General features: G+C 69.3%; 15 protein-coding genes. 8 read left to right on the top strand and 7 right to left on the bottom strand.

Annotated elements, in window-relative coordinates; all coding sequences use genetic code 11:
• The first annotated feature begins 386 nt into the window (after positions 1 to 386).
• The gene (locus tag ABZ671_RS31220; protein WP_357864855.1) at positions 387 to 824 is read left to right on the top strand and encodes a transcriptional repressor; all 438 of its coding nucleotides are present in this window, start codon (positions 387 to 389) and stop codon (positions 822 to 824) included.
• A gap of 10 nt (positions 825 to 834) precedes the next feature.
• Here ABZ671_RS31220 and ABZ671_RS31215 read toward each other — a convergent pair whose 3' ends face one another.
• From ABZ671_RS31215 to ABZ671_RS31205, 3 genes are read right to left on the bottom strand one after another with little or no spacing between them, the layout of a single operon-like run.
• A complete protein-coding gene (locus ABZ671_RS31215; RefSeq protein WP_357864854.1) occupies positions 835 to 1,812 on the bottom strand; it encodes an ATP-binding protein in 978 nt (325 codons plus the stop codon).
• 21 nt (positions 1,813 to 1,833) lie between these two features.
• Complete coding sequence (locus tag ABZ671_RS31210) at positions 1,834 to 2,928, bottom strand: LLM class flavin-dependent oxidoreductase (protein ID WP_357864851.1); 1,095 nt, start codon at positions 2,926 to 2,928, stop codon at positions 1,834 to 1,836.
• Entirely contained in the window at positions 2,918 to 3,310 is a 393-nt protein-coding gene (locus ABZ671_RS31205) for an SCO5389 family protein (RefSeq protein ID WP_357864849.1), read from the bottom strand. The genes ABZ671_RS31210 and ABZ671_RS31205 overlap by 11 nt, the downstream gene beginning before the upstream one ends.
• Before the next feature lie 194 nt (positions 3,311 to 3,504).
• Between ABZ671_RS31205 and rpmF the strand changes: the two genes are divergently transcribed.
• Positions 3,505 to 3,684, top strand: a complete 180-nt coding sequence (gene rpmF, locus ABZ671_RS31200) for a 50S ribosomal protein L32 (RefSeq protein ID WP_357864848.1) — start codon at positions 3,505 to 3,507, stop codon at positions 3,682 to 3,684.
• Positions 3,681 to 4,910 (top strand): GTP-binding protein, encoded by a 1,230-nt coding sequence (locus ABZ671_RS31195; RefSeq protein ID WP_357864846.1) that lies wholly within the window; start codon positions 3,681 to 3,683, stop codon positions 4,908 to 4,910. Before rpmF ends, ABZ671_RS31195 begins: the two co-directional genes overlap by 4 nt.
• Positions 4,911 to 4,979: 69 nt before the next feature.
• On the opposite strand, the gene ABZ671_RS31190 is transcribed toward ABZ671_RS31195, so the two are convergent.
• Both ABZ671_RS31190 and ABZ671_RS31185 read right to left on the bottom strand, forming a co-directional pair.
• Complete coding sequence (locus ABZ671_RS31190) at positions 4,980 to 5,240, bottom strand: type B 50S ribosomal protein L31 (RefSeq protein WP_357864844.1); 261 nt, start codon at positions 5,238 to 5,240, stop codon at positions 4,980 to 4,982.
• On the bottom strand, positions 5,237 to 6,538 hold the full coding sequence (locus tag ABZ671_RS31185; RefSeq protein WP_357864841.1) for a GTP-binding protein: 1,302 nt from the start codon (positions 6,536 to 6,538) through the stop codon (positions 5,237 to 5,239). Before ABZ671_RS31185 ends, ABZ671_RS31190 begins: the two co-directional genes overlap by 4 nt.
• A gap of 146 nt (positions 6,539 to 6,684) precedes the next feature.
• On the opposite strand from ABZ671_RS31185, the gene rpmB reads away from it, so the two are divergent.
• The 4 genes from rpmB to katG all read left to right on the top strand — a co-directional run bounded on the left by rpmB (position 6,685) and on the right by katG (position 9,934).
• Positions 6,685 to 6,921, top strand: a complete 237-nt coding sequence (rpmB, locus tag ABZ671_RS31180; RefSeq protein ID WP_357864840.1) for a 50S ribosomal protein L28 — start codon at positions 6,685 to 6,687, stop codon at positions 6,919 to 6,921.
• Positions 6,921 to 7,088, top strand: a complete 168-nt coding sequence (rpmG, locus tag ABZ671_RS31175; RefSeq protein ID WP_357864838.1) for a 50S ribosomal protein L33 — start codon at positions 6,921 to 6,923, stop codon at positions 7,086 to 7,088. Before rpmB ends, rpmG begins: the two co-directional genes overlap by 1 nt.
• A gap of 148 nt (positions 7,089 to 7,236) precedes the next feature.
• Positions 7,237 to 7,668 carry a Fur family transcriptional regulator gene (locus tag ABZ671_RS31170; protein WP_357864837.1) on the top strand — a complete coding sequence of 144 codons (432 nt, stop codon included), beginning with the start codon at positions 7,237 to 7,239 and terminating at the stop codon, positions 7,666 to 7,668.
• A gap of 34 nt (positions 7,669 to 7,702) precedes the next feature.
• Positions 7,703 to 9,934 carry a catalase/peroxidase HPI gene (gene katG, locus ABZ671_RS31165; protein WP_357864835.1) on the top strand — a complete coding sequence of 744 codons (2,232 nt, stop codon included), beginning with the start codon at positions 7,703 to 7,705 and terminating at the stop codon, positions 9,932 to 9,934.
• A 63-nt stretch (positions 9,935 to 9,997) separates the two neighbouring features.
• Here katG and corA read toward each other — a convergent pair whose 3' ends face one another.
• Both corA and ABZ671_RS31155 read right to left on the bottom strand, forming a co-directional pair.
• Entirely contained in the window at positions 9,998 to 11,128 is a 1,131-nt protein-coding gene (gene corA / locus ABZ671_RS31160) for a magnesium/cobalt transporter CorA (protein WP_357864833.1), read from the bottom strand.
• A 220-nt stretch (positions 11,129 to 11,348) separates the two neighbouring features.
• Positions 11,349 to 13,604 (bottom strand): catalase, encoded by a 2,256-nt coding sequence (locus ABZ671_RS31155; RefSeq protein WP_357864831.1) that lies wholly within the window; start codon positions 13,602 to 13,604, stop codon positions 11,349 to 11,351.
• 330 nt (positions 13,605 to 13,934) lie between these two features.
• Between ABZ671_RS31155 and ABZ671_RS31150 the strand changes: the two genes are divergently transcribed.
• On the top strand, positions 13,935 to 16,071 hold a 2,137-nt coding region (locus ABZ671_RS31150; protein ID WP_357864830.1), incomplete at its 3' end, for a S8 family serine peptidase.

Genomic DNA, 16,071 nt, shown 5'->3' with positions numbered 1-16,071 from the left:
CGTCTGCAACCGCGCATCAGCCACCCACACACCCAACTGCCGATGCAGAACACCGACCAGAATGAGCACCACACACAACACCTCAACCGAACCGACCAGCCGGCCAGGTCCGGTCGGCGTGGGCTCGGTATTCGATGTCGATGTCGGGGACGGGGACGGGTGTGGCGTGACGGGAGCGGCGGGGTCAGTCGTACTCAGGGCGATCACCTTCTCCGATGTCGGCCCCAGCATCCTAGAGTGATCAGAGCGTTACGCGGGGTTCGGTCAGGTTGGTTGCCTGCCCCTGGTTCCACTCGTGGACCTGCAGCATGCAGATATGCGCAACGCATAATGGGTCGGGGCACCGCGTAGCCGACAGGTGCGCGGGCACCGAAGCGGGCGTCGCGATCGACGCAGGAGACGAGTGGAACGGCGGAACGGTGACCCAGGTGATCCCGAACGTGACCCGGAACACCCGGCAGCGCGCCGAGGTGCTGGCGCTGCTGCGCGAGGTGGAGGGCTTTCACACCGCGCAGCAGTTGCACCAGATGCTCATCGCCCGGAAGGCGCGGGTGGGGCTGACCACCGTCTACCGGACCCTGCAGCTGCTGGTCGACGCCGGTGAGATCGACTCGACCCGATTGCCCGGCGGGGAGCAGCTGTTCCGCCGGTGCAGCCAGAGCCGGCACCATCATCACCTGGTCTGCCGGGAGTGCGGGCGTACGGTCGAGGTGGCCGGGCCGGCGGTGGAGCGGTGGGCCGACCAGGTCGCGAGCCAGCATGGGTTCACCGACGTCAGTCACACCATGGAAATATTCGGCACCTGCGCTTCGTGCGCCGCGTGAGGCGGCAGGTTCACGCGGTAACCGCTGCCGGCACGTCGGCGACCTGTGGATTCATTCGGAAGTCGGGATCGATCTGCGCGGCAAGGTCCACCCCGACGCGATCGTTGGCCCAGGCGACAGCGTTGCGTCGATGGAATTCGTGTGCCCACCGGGTGAAGGCCGCCCAGTTCTGCGGTGTGCCGTCCACGGTTCCCGCCAGCTGTGCCAGGGCCTCGCGGTTGACGTCTTCGAGCTCGGTTAGCGGACCGACCGCGCCGCGCTCCGCCCGGCGTACGTAGGGCGAGCGGCTGAGCCAGGTCAGTAGGTCCGTGCCGACGTGCTCGCGCAGGAAGTCCAGGTCACTGGCGTCCTCGATCTTGTTGCCGACGACCGACAGCGCCACGCCGTAGTCGCGGGCGTGGCCGGCGTACTGCCGGTAGACCCCGACGCTGCGCACCGTCGGCTCGCACACGAGAAAGGTGCGGTCGAAGCGGGTGAACAGCCCGGAGGCGAAGGAGTCCGCACCCGCGGTCATGTCCACCACCACGTATTCTCCGGGCCCGTCGAGCATGTGGTTGAGCAGCAGCTCCACCGCGCCAACCTTCGAGTGGTAGCAGGCCACCCCCAGGTCCTCGGCGTTGAACTCGCCGGTGACCGCCATGCGCACCTCGCCGATCCGGCGTACGCAGGCGGCGTAGATCGGGTTCTCCTCGACCACTCGCAGCAGCCGTGATCCGCGCCCGGGCGGGGTGGTCTTGACCATCTGGCTTGCCGCGCCGATGCGCGGGTTGTCGCCCCGCAGGTAGTCCTTGATTATCGGCAGATGCTCGCCCAGCGGGGCCGCGCCGGCCAGGTCGTTCGCGTCGCCGCCGAGGGCGACCACCAGGTGTTGGTTGATATCGGCGTCGATGGCGAGCACCGGCCGGCCCTGGCCGGCGAGGTGACGGGCGAACAGAGCCGCCAGCGTCGTCTTTCCGCTGCCACCTTTGCCCACGAAAGCGACCTTCACCGTTGACGCCTCCCGACATTGCTATTGCAAACGGTTTTCATGTGAACTAAGTTTACCGGAGTGGGGCGTCTTCGGGGCGCCGACACACTCGAGCACCTCGGTGGCGAGCCGATGGATGGTTCTCATGGTGACGCGCCGATCGCCGGTGGCTTCCACCATGAACAGCAAGTGCCGTACGCCGGGCAGCGCCGCCGCGGCGGTGACCACCTCGCGGCACCGACCCGCCCCGCCGACCGGATGGATGTCGACCAGGTGCCGCACGTACCCGTCGATGTCCCGTGGACCGGCCGGGCCGTCGTCGAGGCGGATGTAGTCGCGCGTGCCGACCAGCAGTGCGGGCAGCGCGTCTCGGACCGTCTGCGCCGCCTCCGCGTCGGTGTTCTCGACGTGGGCCAGATGCGCGCTGGCGTGCGGGATCGCGCTCGCCTCGTGGCCGTGCGCCGTCGCGACCCGCGCGTACCGGTCCAACAACGACCGCTTCTCCTCAAGATCGGCGTGCAGCCCGAGCAGCAGCGGCGATCCGTGTCGGGCGGCGAGGTCCACCGTGGCGGGAGACGTCGCCGCGATCCAGACCGGGACCCGGCGGCGAGGCCGGGGCACCACCGACACCGGCCGGAACGGAAAACGCCGGTTGCCGGACACCATGCCCACGCCGGACAGCCACCGTCGGAGGATATCCAGCGATTCGGCGAAGCCGTGTTCGTAGCGATCCAGGCCGGAGCCGAAGACCTCCAGGTCGACCCAGGGCCCGCCCCGGCCCACACCGAGCAGAAACCGACCCCCGGAAAGCTCGTCGAGCAGGACCGCTTCCTCGGCCAACGCGACCGGGTGGCGGTGGGACAGGACGCAGGCGGCGGTGCCGACCGTGATGCGTCGGGTGGCGCCGAGCAGGTGCGCCGCGAAGGCCACGGCGGACGGGCACACGCCGTAGGAGATGAAGTGGTGTTCGGCGATCCAGACGCCGGCGTAGCCGTCGGCCTCCGCGGCCAGACCGTAGTCGTGGGCGTTGGCCAGCGCCTGGGCGTGGCTGCCGCCGTCGCGGTGCCCGGCGAGCAGGAACAGGTGTGCCTGCGCCTGCTCCGCTGCCCGCCGGGCGCCGAGCGGGTCAGCAGTCACGCAGCTCGGGCGACTGGTTGAGCAGCTGGCCACGGGTCGAGATGAACCTGCGGTAGGTGTCGGAGCCCACGGCGGACAGCCGGAAGGCCGCCACCCGATGACAGTTCTGGAACGCGAGCTTCACCCCGAAGTGGCGCTCCAGGCTGGCCCGGATGGCGTCACTGGCGAGGGCTCTCAACAACTGCCCGCGCTCCGCCTCGGTGGGCGGCGGTATGACGTTGTCGGCGAACTCCGCGTCACCGGAGCCCAGGTCGGCGGCCACGCGGCTGACGGTCTGCCAGGCGTAGGGCAGCGAGTCGCGAACGCAGGCGACGAAGGCCTCGTCGTCGACGGGGCCGGACTCGGCGGCATCGAGCAGGCTGGGTGGAACGGTGAGAGACATGCTCCTCCTTCACGTTAATGATCACGATTGTCGTTAGCGTTACGGAGTGAGCACATCACGTCACGTGCTGTGGCGTCAATAGGTGGTCGCGCGTGTCGGGTGCCCGAATTCGGACCCGCGATCCAAGGCCTTAACGAAAACCGTTATCGTTTGCATGTCTGCCAAGCGTAGTCCGACGAGTGAGGAGACCTGCCGTGGCCGTGCCGAAGCGAAAGATGTCGAGATCGAACACCCGGCACCGCCGGGCCCGGTGGAAGGCGCGGGTGCCGCAGTCGACCCCCTGTCCATGCCCCCGAAAGGAGATGGTGCTGCCGCACCGGGCCTGCGCGCACTGTGGGCTCTACAAGGGACGACAGGTGGTGGGCGAGCCGTGACCGACCGCCTGCCGGTGACCGTGCTCTCCGGCTTTCTCGGCGCGGGCAAGACCAGCCTGCTCAACCACGTCCTGGCCAATCGGGACGGGCTGCGGGTCGCCGTGATCGTCAACGACATGAGCGAGGTCAACATCGACGCCACGCTGGTCCGTGACGGCGGATCGCTGTCGCGGACCGAGGAGCGGCTGGTGGAGCTGACCAACGGCTGTATCTGCTGCACGCTGCGCGACGACCTGCTCAACGAGGTCGCGCGGCTGGCTCGGCAGGGCCGGTTCGACTACCTGCTGGTCGAATCCAGCGGGATCTCCGAACCGATGCCGGTGGCGGCCACCTTCGCCTTCGGCGTGGAGGACGGCCAGGTGCTCGACGACCTCGCCCGGCTGGACACCACCGTGACCGTGGTGGATGCCGCAGGACTGCTGGCTCGCATCGAGGCGGGGGAGACCCTCGAACAGCGCGGGCTGTCGGCGTACGAGGGCGACGATCGCAGCATCGCCGACCTGCTGGTCGATCAGGTCGAGTTCGCCGACGTGCTGGTGGTCAACAAGACCGACCTGGTGGACGCGGCCGACCTGACGGTGGTGGAGGCGCTGCTGGCCCGGCTGAACCCGGCGGCCCGGCAGATTCGCGCCGTGCACGGGCGGGTCCCCCCGGTGGAGATCCTGCACACCGGCCGGTTCGATCTCGACCGCGCCGAGACCACGCCCGGCTGGGTGGCCGAGCTCAACGGCGAGCACGTGCCGGAGACCGAGGAGTACGGCATCTCCACCATCGTGTTCCGCGACCACCGGCCGTTTCATCCGCATCGGCTGTGGGACCTGCTCGCCGGCGGGCTCGACGCCTTCGGGGTGATCCGCTCCAAGGGCTTCCTCTGGCTGGCCAGCCGCCCCGACGTGCAGGCGCTCTGGTCTCAGGCCGGACCCTCCGGCCGCTGTGAACCGGTCGGGGTGCCGGTGGTGGTCTCCGGCGAGTGGCCGGCAGACCCGGCCGAGCGGAGCGAGCTGGCGGCCCGCTGGCATCCGGTCTTTGGCGACCGTCAGCAGGAGGTGGTGCTGATCGGCGTCGGGCTCGACCGTGACGGGCTGCGCGCGGCGCTGGTCGGGTGCCTGCTGACCGAGGCCGAGATCGCCGCGGGTGAGCACGCCTGGCGGTGCTTGCCCGACCCGTTTCCCGAGTGGGACCTGGGCGACCTGCACGAGCACGTCGAACTGATCGACCAGAGCTGATCAGGCCAAGTGGCGCCGGCCGGGTGGTTTTCGGGGATGACCCGCTTCACTCGGCCGGCGCCACTTCTGTCATCGCTGCTGGCGGCCTCGGCGGGCGTACTTCGCGCGGAACTTCTCCACCCGTCCCTCCGTGTCGAGCAGGCGCTGCCGGCCGGTCCAGAACGGGTGGCTGGCGGCAGAGATCTGCACGTCGACCAGGGGATACGTGTTGCCGTCGGTCCATTCGACGGTCTGGTCGCTGGTGGCGGTGGAGCGGGTGAGGAAGGCGAAGTTCGCGGCGCGGTCGCGGTAGACGACCGGCCGGTACTCGGGGTGGATGTCGGGCTTCATGCGGTTTCTCCTTCGTGATCGGTGAACTGCAGGGTCGGCTCGGCGGCGGCAAGAGGGAAACAACCGGCGAACGGGTCGTCGTAGCCGCGCCAGGTCTCCTCACCATCGGCTAGTTCGGCGTCGGTGAGCAGGCAGGCGGTCAGGGTGCGGTGCAGGTCGGCGGCGTCGGCGTCCAGGCCGATGAAGACCAGGTGTTGGTGCCGGTCCCCGTAGTACGGATCCCAATCCAGGACGGCGGCGAGCCGGCGGTGGTCGGACACGTCGTCCCACTGGTCGTCCGGTACGGCGGTGAGCCAGCGGCCGAGGGAGCTCATGGCCAGCCCGCCGCCGGCGAAGTCCCAGGCGACGACGGTCTCGGGTTGGCTGGCCAGCCAGAGGTGCCCGCGTGAGCGGATCATCTCGGCGTTGACGGCTTCGAGGACATCGTGCAGACGGCGGGGATGGAACGGGCGGCGGGCCCGGAAGACGGCGGAGACGACACCGCAGTCGGCGTGCGGCTCGTGGACACCGAGCGGGTAGCCCGCCAACCCGCGGGCCAGCACGCCCGGCGTCTCCGGGCGATGGCGGTGCGTGCCGCGCAGTCGTCGGCTCAGGTCGCCGGCGTCGAGACCGTCACCGCCGTCCACATGGATCTGGGTGACCCAGGGCGCCATGCGCCCGAGCAGGACTGACAGCCGGCTGGTGTCGTACGCCCCATCGCGAGACTGGCCCCACAGGACCATGGTGTCGGCGTACTCGATCTGCCGGACTATGACGTCCGCCAGCCCTCGGTTGTCGTCGTCGGCAGCCTGGATGCCCAGGGTCTTCAGGTCGTCAGTGCTGGCCAACCCATCGAGCAGGTGTTCGACGTCGATGACGGTGACGTATGAGTCGACGTGCACCAGATCGGCGACGGTAGCGCCGTCGACCAGGCAGTGGGCGCAGGCGGCGGCGACCGCCTCCGGCTCGACCACCTCGGGCAGCATGAGCAGTAGATCCCGGTCCGGGTGGTGGCGGGCCAGCCGGACGAGGGTGGGCAGCACGTCTTCCCTCAGCGTGCAGGAGATGCAGCCGTGGACGAGGTGGACCTGCTCGTCCTCCAACAGGCCGTCCCGGTCGCGCACCACTCGGTGCACCTGCCCGTCCCGTACGCCGGTGAGGTCGTGCCGCACCAGCAGCAGGGATGCGTCCGCGGCCAGCAGGGCGCGGGCGACGGCGTACGTCGCGGCGGGCCAGAAGCCAGCGAGCACGGTCAGCGATGGACGGGCTCGTGTCTCCACGGCCCTGCCGCCGGCTGGCGCGAGCGGTGACGTCGACATCGTGGTCCTCTCGACTCTATTGGAAATGATTTTCATTATACGAGGGAGGTTGAGCTAGCGGCGAGCGCCCCGGCGAGGCCTCGCCGGGAGGCCTGGGGTAGAAACGAAAACCGTTCTCGTTAACGTGTTTGAAGGAGGAAGGAAGCATGTCCCGACGCTGTGCGGTCACCGGCGCCGAGCCGAGCTTCGGCAACGCCGTGTCCCACTCCCACCGGCGCACCCGCCGCCGCTGGAATCCGAACCTGCAGCACCGCCGGTACTGGCTCGCGTCCCAGAAGCGATGGGTGTCCCTGACCCTGACGGCAAAGGCGATGCGCACTGTGGACCGCAAGGGCATTGAGAAGGTCGTGGCGGAGTTGCGCGGCCGGGGGGTGCGACTCTGATGGCCCGGCAGACCGACGTCCGTCCCATCGTCAAGCTGCGCAGCACCGCCGGCACCGGCTACACGTACGTGACCCGCAAGAACCGCCGCAACGACCCGGATCGCCTGGTCCTGCGGAAGTATGACCCGGTCGCGCGCCGGCATGTCGAGTTCCGTGAGGAGCGCTGAGCGGGCGCCCAGAATGAGCGACAGGCCCGCCCGGGTGATCCGGGCGGGCCTGTCGCTTTAGTCCGTTTCCGGAGTCGCTGGCCGGAGCTTCCCGGGTGTCACCCCAATATTCTTGACTCATTCCAGAAAGCGGGCCAGACTGTGGGACATGGCCGCGACCTTGGACTTCCAGCAGATGCTGCGCGGGGCCGCGCTGCGCGTCACCCGCCCTCGGGTGGCGGTGCTGGGCGCGGTGCAGGCGCATCCGCACGCCGACACGGACTCGATCATCGGGGCTGTGCGCACGGAGCTCCCCGAGGTGTCCCGTCAGGCCGTCTACGACGTGCTACGCGCGCTGACCGTCGTGGGTCTGGTGCGGCGTATCGAACCGCCCGGCACCGCGGCGCGCTATGAGTCCCGGGTCGGTGACAACCACCACCACGTCGTGTGCCGTTCCTGTGGCCTCATCGCCGACGTCGACTGCGCCGTCGGCGCGGCGCCCTGCCTGGCCGCCTCCGACGGCCACGGCTACTCGATCGACGAGGCCGAGGTCACCTACTGGGGCCGGTGTCCCGACTGTTCCACCGCCGGCAGTTCCTGATCCCCCTGATCTGACATGTGACGGAAGGAATTCGATGTCCGAGAACCACGATGCCGTTGTCCACGACGCGAACGCCGGCAGCGAGTCTCGCTGCCCGGTCGCGCACGGGCGCGCCCCCCACCCGACCCAGGGCGGTGGCAACCGCGGTTGGTGGCCGAACCAGCTCAACCTGAAGATCCTTGCCAAGAACCCGGCAGTGGCCAACCCCCTCGGTGTGGAGTTCAACTACGCCGAGGCGTTCAAGACCCTCGACCTGGCCGCGGTGAAGCAGGACATCGCGGAGGTCCTGACGACCTCGCAGGAGTGGTGGCCCGCCGACTTCGGCCACTATGGCCCGTTCATCGTCCGCATGGCGTGGCACAGCGCGGGCACCTACCGCATCAGCGACGGTCGTGGCGGCGCCGGTGCCGGGCAGCAGCGCTTCGCGCCGCTCAACAGTTGGCCGGACAACGGAAACCTCGACAAGGCTCGCCGCCTGCTGTGGCCGGTCAAGAAGAAGTACGGCCAGAGGCTCTCCTGGGCCGATCTCATGATCCTCGCCGGCAACGTCGCGCTGGAGTCGATGGGCTTCAAGACCTTCGGCTTCGCCGGTGGTCGGGCGGACGTCTGGGAGCCCGATGAGGATGTCTACTGGGGCCCCGAGACCACCTGGCTCGGCGACGAGCGCTACGCCGGCGAGCGGGAACTGGAGAATCCGCTCGCCGCGGTCCAGATGGGCCTCATCTACGTCAACCCGGAGGGCCCCAACGGTAACCCGGACCCGATCGCCGCGGCTCGGGACATCCGCGAGACGTTCCGCCGGATGGCGATGAACGACGAGGAGACGGTCGCCCTGATCGCCGGCGGTCACACCTTCGGCAAGACCCACGGCGCGGGTCCCGCGGACCACGTCGGTCCGGAGCCCGAGGGCGCCCCGATCGAGGAGCAGGGCCTGGGCTGGAAGAGTAGCTTCGGCACCGGCAAGGGCGCGGACACCATCACCAGCGGGCTCGAGGTCACCTGGACCTACCACCCGACCCGGTGGGACAACGAGTTCTTCCACATCCTCTTCGCCTACGAGTGGGAACTGATGAAGTCGCCGGCCGGCGCGCACCAGTGGCGTCCCAAGAACGGCGCGGGCGCCGACCTGGTGCCTGAGGCACACGATCCGACGAAGCGCCGCGAGCCGCGGATGCTCACGACGGACCTGGCGCTCCGGTTCGACCCGGTCTACGAGGCGATCTCGCGGCGGTTCCTGGAGCACCCGGACGAGTTCGCCGATGCCTTCGCCCGCGCGTGGTTCAAGCTGACCCACCGTGACATGGGGCCGGTCGCCCGCTATCTCGGCCCGGAGGTCCCCACCGAGGTCCTGCTGTGGCAGGACCCTCTCCCGCCGGTGACGCACAAGCTCATCGACGCCGAGGACGTCGCCGCACTCAAGGGCCAGCTCCTCGCCTCGGGCCTGACCGTCTCCGAGCTGGTCTCCACCGCGTGGGCGTCGGCCTCGACGTTCCGCGGCAGCGACAAGCGCGGCGGCGCCAACGGGGCGCGCGTCCGCCTCGCGCCGCAGAACGGTTGGGAGGTCAACAACCCCGACGAGTTGACCAGGGTGCTGCACACCCTGAAGGAGGTGCGGAAGGCCTTCAACGCCGCCCAGACCGGCGGGAAGCAGGTCTCGCTCGCGGATCTCATCGTCCTCGCCGGGGGCGTGGGCGTCGAAGCGGCCGCCCGGAACGCCGGCTTCGACGTCGAGGTCCCCTTCACCCCGGGACGGACCGACGCGGCGCAGGAGCAGACCGACGTGGAGTCCTTCGCGGCGCTGGAGCCGACCGCGGACGGGTTCCGCAACTACCTCGGCAAGGGCCACCGCCTGCCGGCCGAGTTCCTCCTGATCGACAAGGCGAACCTGCTGACCCTGAGCGCGCCCGAGATGACGGTCCTCGTCGGCGGTCTGCGCGTCCTGGGGGCCAACTACCAGCAGTCGCCGCTGGGTGTCCTCACCACGACCCCCGGTTCGCTGACCAACGACTTCTTCGTCAACCTGCTCGACCTGGGCACGACGTGGCGGCCGACGTCCGAGGACGCGAACACCTTCGAGGCGCTTGACCCCGCGACCGGCGAGGTCAAGTGGACCGGCAGCCGCGTCGATCTCGTCTTCGGCTCCAACTCGGAACTGCGCGCGCTCGCCGAGGTGTATGCGAGCGACGACGCGCGGGAGAAGTTCGTGCACGACTTCGTCGCGGCGTGGGTCAAGGTGATGAACCTGGACCGGTTCGACCTCGCCTGATCCTGGCGTCCGTGGTCGGCCCCGTCAGGGCCGGCCACGGACGCGGCAGCAGCCACCGGTCGATCAGAGCCAGTTGCGGCGTTTGAAGATGACAAAGAGGCTGACACACACGAGGAGCATCAGCGCGATCGCGAACGGGTACCCGAAGCTCCACTTCAGCTCGGGCATGTTCTCGAAGTTCATCCCGTAGATAGTGCCGATGAGGGTGGGGGCGAACAGGATCGCGGCCCAGGCCGAGACCTTCTTGACCTCCTCGTTTTGTTCGTAGCTGGCGGCAGTGAGGCTGCGCATCTCCTCATTCTGCTGCTGCGAGACGAGGGTGGCGTTGACGGCGAGGATGTTCTGCAGCAGATGACGGTAGCCGTCAACGCGTTCGACAACCTGGGTGAGGTGGTCGGCGACATCACGCAGGTATCGCTGAAGCTCCTCCTCGGTGCCGTACTTGGTGAATCCGGCGCTGAGGGCCTTCAGCACGCCGAGGAGTGGGCGCGCGGCGCGTTGGAACTCGACGACCTCCCGGCTGAGCTCGTAGATGCGGCGGCTGACCTTCGGATCGCCGCCGAACACCTCGGTCTCGATCTCGTCGATATCGTTCTCCAAGCCGGCGACGACGGGCGCGTAACCGTCGACGACCTGATCGAGGACCGCGTAGAGCACGGCCTCGGGGCCGCGGGCGAGCATTTCGGGCTCGGCTTCCATCCGCCGTCGAACGGCGGCGAGGTCGGGCGCCTCACCGTGCCGGACGGTGATGACGAAGCCGGGCCCGATGAACAGGTGCAGTTCGCTGAACTCGACCTCCTCGCGGTCGTCGTCGTAGCGGGCGGCGCGCAGCACCACGAAGAGCGTGTCGCCGTAGCGTTCGAGTTTGGGCCGCTGGTGGGCGGTGATGGCGTCCTCCACGGCCAGGTGGTGCAGCCTGAACTCCGCGGCCAGTGAGGCGATCTGGTCGGTGTTGGGGCGGTAGAGCCCGATCCAGGCCATGGCGCCTTCCAGCTCGTGCAGACACTGGTAGGTCTCGGCGAGGCTCTTCGGGGCGGCATACCGGTGGCCGCGGGTGTAGACGGCGCTGTCGATGAGCCGGCTGTCCGGCGCGGTGGGGGCAGCGGCCGGCGCGGCCGTGGTGCCGGAGCCGTCGGCGGGAACCCGATGGCGGCTCCCCACGGGCAGCAGGAACGCGCGGCGCTTCGCAGGCATGAGGACCTCCTCGGGGCGAATGGAGAGGAACCTGCCCTAGTCCGCTGGCGGCGCCTGCTGCTGCCTGGCGGGTGTGGGGCTGCTGGTACGCGGGATGCCGGTGGTACTGGGCGGTTCACTGCCCATCGGTATCCCTCCCTCCCCGGACGCCTTCGTGGGGCCGTCCACCCGGCTGTCCCCTTGAGTACCCCGAAGCCGGCGCGGTAGGCCGGCCGCGTGATCAGGAAACCGATGCGGGAAACCGTGCCCACACGCGGTGCGTGGTCAGCAACCGCTGCACACCGGTGAGAACGCCCGTCGCCGAATCACCGGTGATGACGCCGGGGGTACCGGCCACATCCGCCCGCTCCAGGACCCCGACGCCGGCGCCCCAGGCGCCGATCGCCTTGGCGTGCCGCCAGGCCTCCTGCACCAGCAGCAGCACCCGGGGATCCACGGAGTCCGCCGTGCCGGCCGTGGCGCTCTGGACCGGCAGCGCGTCCGGCGCCGGTGACGGCGCGCCGGCCAGCAGGAGCGCGTCGAACTGGACCGAGCGCGCGGTGGCGAAAGTGTGCTGCACCGACATGCCGCTGACCATGCCGGCGTGGGGGGCGATCAGGAGCGGCACCATCCCGGCGGCGAGGACGGCGCCGCGTAGCTGGCTGACGCCGTCGAGATCTCCGTCCGGGTCGACGACGATGCCGATCGTCCGGCCGTCGACCGGCCAGTCCCGGCCCACCTGCGACAGCGCGGGGCTGGGTGTGACGTCGGCGAGGGGCACGGTCGGCTCCGGGGCGGCTAGGCCCAGACCGGTGGCGACCTGCGCGCACAGCACCGGGTCGATGTTGGCGAGGCACCGGAGCTGACGCTCCCGGATCGCCTCGTGGTAGCACTTGCCGAGCTCGAAGGTGTAGGCGCGGACGATGTGCTCCTTCTCGACCGGCGACATGCTCAGCCAGAACAGGCGGACCTGGCTGTAGTGGTCGTCGAAGGAGGCGGGGTGCGCCCGTACCTTGGGCCCCTCCGCCACTCGTACCGGCACGTCGATGAACGCGTGGTCGTCGTCTCCGGCCGTGAAGGGGTTGCCGCCGTCGAGCGAGTTCGGCCGGTACGGCGCGACGCCCGCGTGCACGGCGTCCTGGTGGAAGCCGTCGCGCAGCATGTCGTTGACCGCGGCGTGCGGGCGGTTGATCGGAATCTGCGGGAAGTTCGGGCCGGCCAGCCGGGTGATCTGCGTGTCGACGTACGAGAACAACCGGCCCTGCAGCAGCGGGTCGTTCGTGACGTCGATCCCCGGTGGCAGGTGGCCGACGTGGAAGGCGACCTGCTCGGACTCGGCGAAGAAGTTCGTCGGCGTACGGTTGAGGACCAACCGCCCGACCGGCTGCACGGCCGCCAGTTCCTCCGGCACGATCTTCGTCGGGTCGAGCAGGTCGATCCCGGCGAAGGTCTCGTCGGGCGTGTCGGGAAAGACCTGGAGGCCCAGCTCCCACTCCGGGTACGCGCCGGCCTCTATCGCGTCATAAAGGTCGCGGCGGTGGAAGTCCGGGTCGATGCCGCCGAGCAGTTGTGCCTCCTCCCAGATCAGGGAGTGCACCCCCAGCTTCGGCTTCCAGTGGAACTTGGCCAGCGCCGTCGCCCCGGCGGGATTGATCAGGCGGAAGGTATGGACGCCGAAGCCCTCCATCATCCGGAACGAGCGCGGGATGCCGCGGTCGGACATGTTCCACATGGTGTGGTGCTGCGCCTCGGTGTGCAGGGAGACGAAGTCCCAGAAGGTGTCGTGCGCGCTCTGGGCCTGCGGGATCTCCCGGTCAGGGTGCGGTTTGCCGGCGTGGATGACATCGGGGAACTTGATCGCGTCCTGGATGAAGAAGACCGGGATGTTGTTGCCGACGAGATCGAAGGTGCCCTCGTCGGTGTAGAACTTCGTCGCGAAGCCACGGGTGTCCCGGACTGTGTCGGCCGACCCGCGTGAGCCGAGGACCGTGGAGAACCGGACAAAGACCGGGGTCTCCTTGCCCTTCTTGAGGAAGCCCGCTCGGGTCACGTCTTCGGCACCGCCGTAGGCGGTGAAGAGGCCGTGCGCCGCGGCGCCCCGCGCGTGCACCACCCGCTCGGGGATGCGCTCGTGGTCGAAATGGGTGATCTTCTCGCGCAGGTGATGGTCCTGGAGCAGGACGGGTCCCCGGGGTCCGGCCTTCAGCGAGTGGTCCGTGTCGCGTAGTCGCGCCCCTTGGGAGGTGGTGAGGAAGGCACCCTGCTGACCGTTCGCGCTCGTCGGCGCGCCGGTTTTCGCCCCGGTCGGGGTGCGGGTCTCCGGCGCGCCCTGCTCCGGCCTCGGCGGCAACGGGCCGTGCGGTGTGGTCGGCTCCTCGACCGGCGGTGGCGCGCTGCCCGGCGCGCCCGGGACATCGGGGCTGAGGGCTTCGCCCACCTTCTCGGCGGCGGCCTCGACGACGTCCTTCACTACCTTGGCGGGCTTGCTGGAATCCACTGGACGTCTCCCTCTGTGGGCATGGCAGTGATCGGTCATATCGCCCACACCCGGTCACTAACGGGCTAAAACCTGCGATAGGTATTATCGCCGGCCAGATGGGCAGGATCGGTCAGGTTGCGGACCAAAGCGCCAAGGCGTACGCGGTGACCAAGATCACCCGGAGCTGCCGGTCACCCGACTCGCCAGGGAAAACCGGCGTTCACCTGGGCATGCGCATCGGCCGTCCAGCCGAGTGCGTGCGCAGGGAAAGTCATCCTATGATCGCTCCACCCCAAGATCGGGTGAGCCACCTCACCCTCCTTTGAAAGGCCCCGAATGCAATTCAGGTTGGGCAGACGTTCCCTCATTGTCACCACAGCGACCAGCCTCGTCGCGGCGTTCGGCGCGGCCCTCGTGCCGAGCGCGGCGGCTGCGGCCGAAGGTCCCAACCTCAGCTACGTCGTCAACGCCGTCGGCAAGACGCAGACGGCGGATGCCGCCGCCGCGGTCACCGAGGCCGGCGGTCAGGTGATGGTCTCGTACGCGCAGATCGGTGTGGTCATCGCGCGCTCCACCGACCCGTCGTTCGCCGAGAAGGTGAAGACCGTCGCGCACGGCGGCGCCGTCCTTTCCGCGGGTGCCACCCGGACCGCCGCGCTGCCCGCCATGGCGGAGGACGCCGAGCAGGTCGACGCCTACGTGCCGGACGACCTGGAGAACGCGACCCGGCAGAGCGACATGATCCTCATCGGCGCGCGCGCCGCGCACGAGGTCAACCTGGGCAGCTCGACGGTGACCGTCGGCGTCCTCGACGACGGGATCGACGCCAATCACCAGGACCTTGCCCCGGTGGTGGACCAGTCGAAGTCGGTGAACTGCGTCGGCACCGGCGCCCCGGACACCGCGCCGGGCGCGTGGCGTCCCTACAGCCTCACCGCCGACTACCACGGCACGCACGTGGCCGGAACCATCGCCGCGGCGAAGAATGGCGTCGGCATCGTCGGCGTCGCGCCCGGCGTGAAGCTGGCCGCGATCAAGGTCGTCAACAAGGACGGCTTCATCTACCCGGAGTACGCGATCTGCGGCTTCATCTGGGCGGCCGAGCACGACATCCAGGTCACGAACAACAGCTACTACATCGACCCGTGGCTGTACTGGTGTGAGAGCCAGGCCGACCAGGCGGCGATCGTCGAGGCGGTCCGGCGCGCGATCGGCTACACCACCGAGCGCGGCATCCTCAACGTCGCCGCGGCGGGCAACGAGAACCAGGACCTCGCCAACAAGACGGTCGACACCACCAGCCCGGACGACACCAAGCCGGTCCGACGCACCCTGGACCCGAGCTGCATCAACCTGCCGACAGAGCTGCCGAACGTGGTGTCGGTGTCGTCGACCACCCAGCCCACCGCCCCCGCGAACGCCGTCGGGCCGTGGTACCCGGGTCTGACCACCCAGCCGGCGCGCTCGTCGTTCTCCAGCTTCGGGCTCGGCGTCGTGGACGTGGCCGCTCCGGGGTCGAGCATCTACTCCACCTCGCCGTCGACCGGCGTGGCCAGCTACCGGTCCCTGTCCGGCACCTCGATGGCCTCGCCGCACGTCGCCGGCGTCGCCGCGCTGCTGGCGTCGAAGCACCCTGGGGCCACCCCCGACTACCTCGCGGAGCTGCTGCGCAAGCAGGCCATCCCGCTCGCCTGCCCGACCTCCGGCACCGACTACACCCAGGGCCGGTGCAAGGTTGACCCGAGCAACCCGAACGTCAACGGCTTCTTCGGACACGGCCTGGTCAACGCCTACAAGGCGGTCACCGAGGCCGAGGACGTGACCGCGCCGACCGTCACGGTCACCGGGGTCAGCCAGGGCCAGCAGATCACCCTCGGCCAGTCGGTCGACCCGGGCTGCTCGACCACCGACAGCGACAGCGGCGTCGCCGCGCAGGCCACCCTGTCCGTCACCGGCGGACCGAAGGTCGGCTACTTCACCGCCACCTGCGCCGGCGCTCGGGATCGTGCCGGCAACAAGGCCGCTCCGGTCAGCGTCACCTTCCAGGTGACCTTCGACTGGAAGGGCTTCGAATCGCCGATCGGGGCCGGGGTCAACTCCGCCAAGGCCGGCAGCGCTGTCCCGATCAAGTTCAGCCTCGGCGGTGACCAGGGCCTGAACATCTTCGCGGCCGGCGTTCCGCAGCTGCAGCCGACGACGTGTGACACCTGGACCCCGAAGGGTGCGCTCCAGCCGATCGCCGCTCCGGGTGCGAGCACCCTGACGTACTCCGACGGTAACAAGCAGTACCACTACAACTGGAAGACGGACAAGTCCCTGGCGAACACCTGTGGGCTTCTGGACGTCACCCTGATCGACGGCACCACCCACACGGCGAAGTTCATGTTCAAGCCGCCCTCCGCCGCGCCACCCTGTCCTACGCCGAAGCCGTCCGCGCCGCCGAACGCGCCGCCAAGCCAAGTTGATCATAAGGTTGGCAGTGCGG

The sequence above is a fragment of the Micromonospora sp. NPDC006766 genome (assembly GCF_040636055.1).
Classification (GTDB): Bacteria; Actinomycetota; Actinomycetes; order Mycobacteriales; family Micromonosporaceae; genus Micromonospora.
The sequence above is the reverse complement of the archived record's forward strand: the minus strand, read 5'-3'. Positions and strand labels throughout refer to the sequence as shown.

Coding starts and splice junctions, on each gene's coding strand:
- ABZ671_RS31205 (WP_357864849.1), bottom strand. CDS start 3,310: ATGTCTCTCACCGTTCCACCCAGCCTGCTCGATGCCGCCGAGTCCGGC.
- ABZ671_RS31190 (WP_357864844.1), bottom strand. CDS start 5,240: ATGAAGCCCGACATCCACCCCGAGTACCGGCCGGTCGTCTACCGCGAC.
- ABZ671_RS31185 (WP_357864841.1), bottom strand. CDS start 6,538: ATGTCGACGTCACCGCTCGCGCCAGCCGGCGGCAGGGCCGTGGAGACA.
- rpmB (WP_357864840.1), top strand. CDS start 6,685: ATGTCCCGACGCTGTGCGGTCACCGGCGCCGAGCCGAGCTTCGGCAAC.
- rpmG (WP_357864838.1), top strand. CDS start 6,921: ATGGCCCGGCAGACCGACGTCCGTCCCATCGTCAAGCTGCGCAGCACC.
- ABZ671_RS31170 (WP_357864837.1), top strand. CDS start 7,237: ATGGCCGCGACCTTGGACTTCCAGCAGATGCTGCGCGGGGCCGCGCTG.
- katG (WP_357864835.1), top strand. CDS start 7,703: ATGTCCGAGAACCACGATGCCGTTGTCCACGACGCGAACGCCGGCAGC.
- corA (WP_357864833.1), bottom strand. CDS start 11,128: ATGCCTGCGAAGCGCCGCGCGTTCCTGCTGCCCGTGGGGAGCCGCCAT.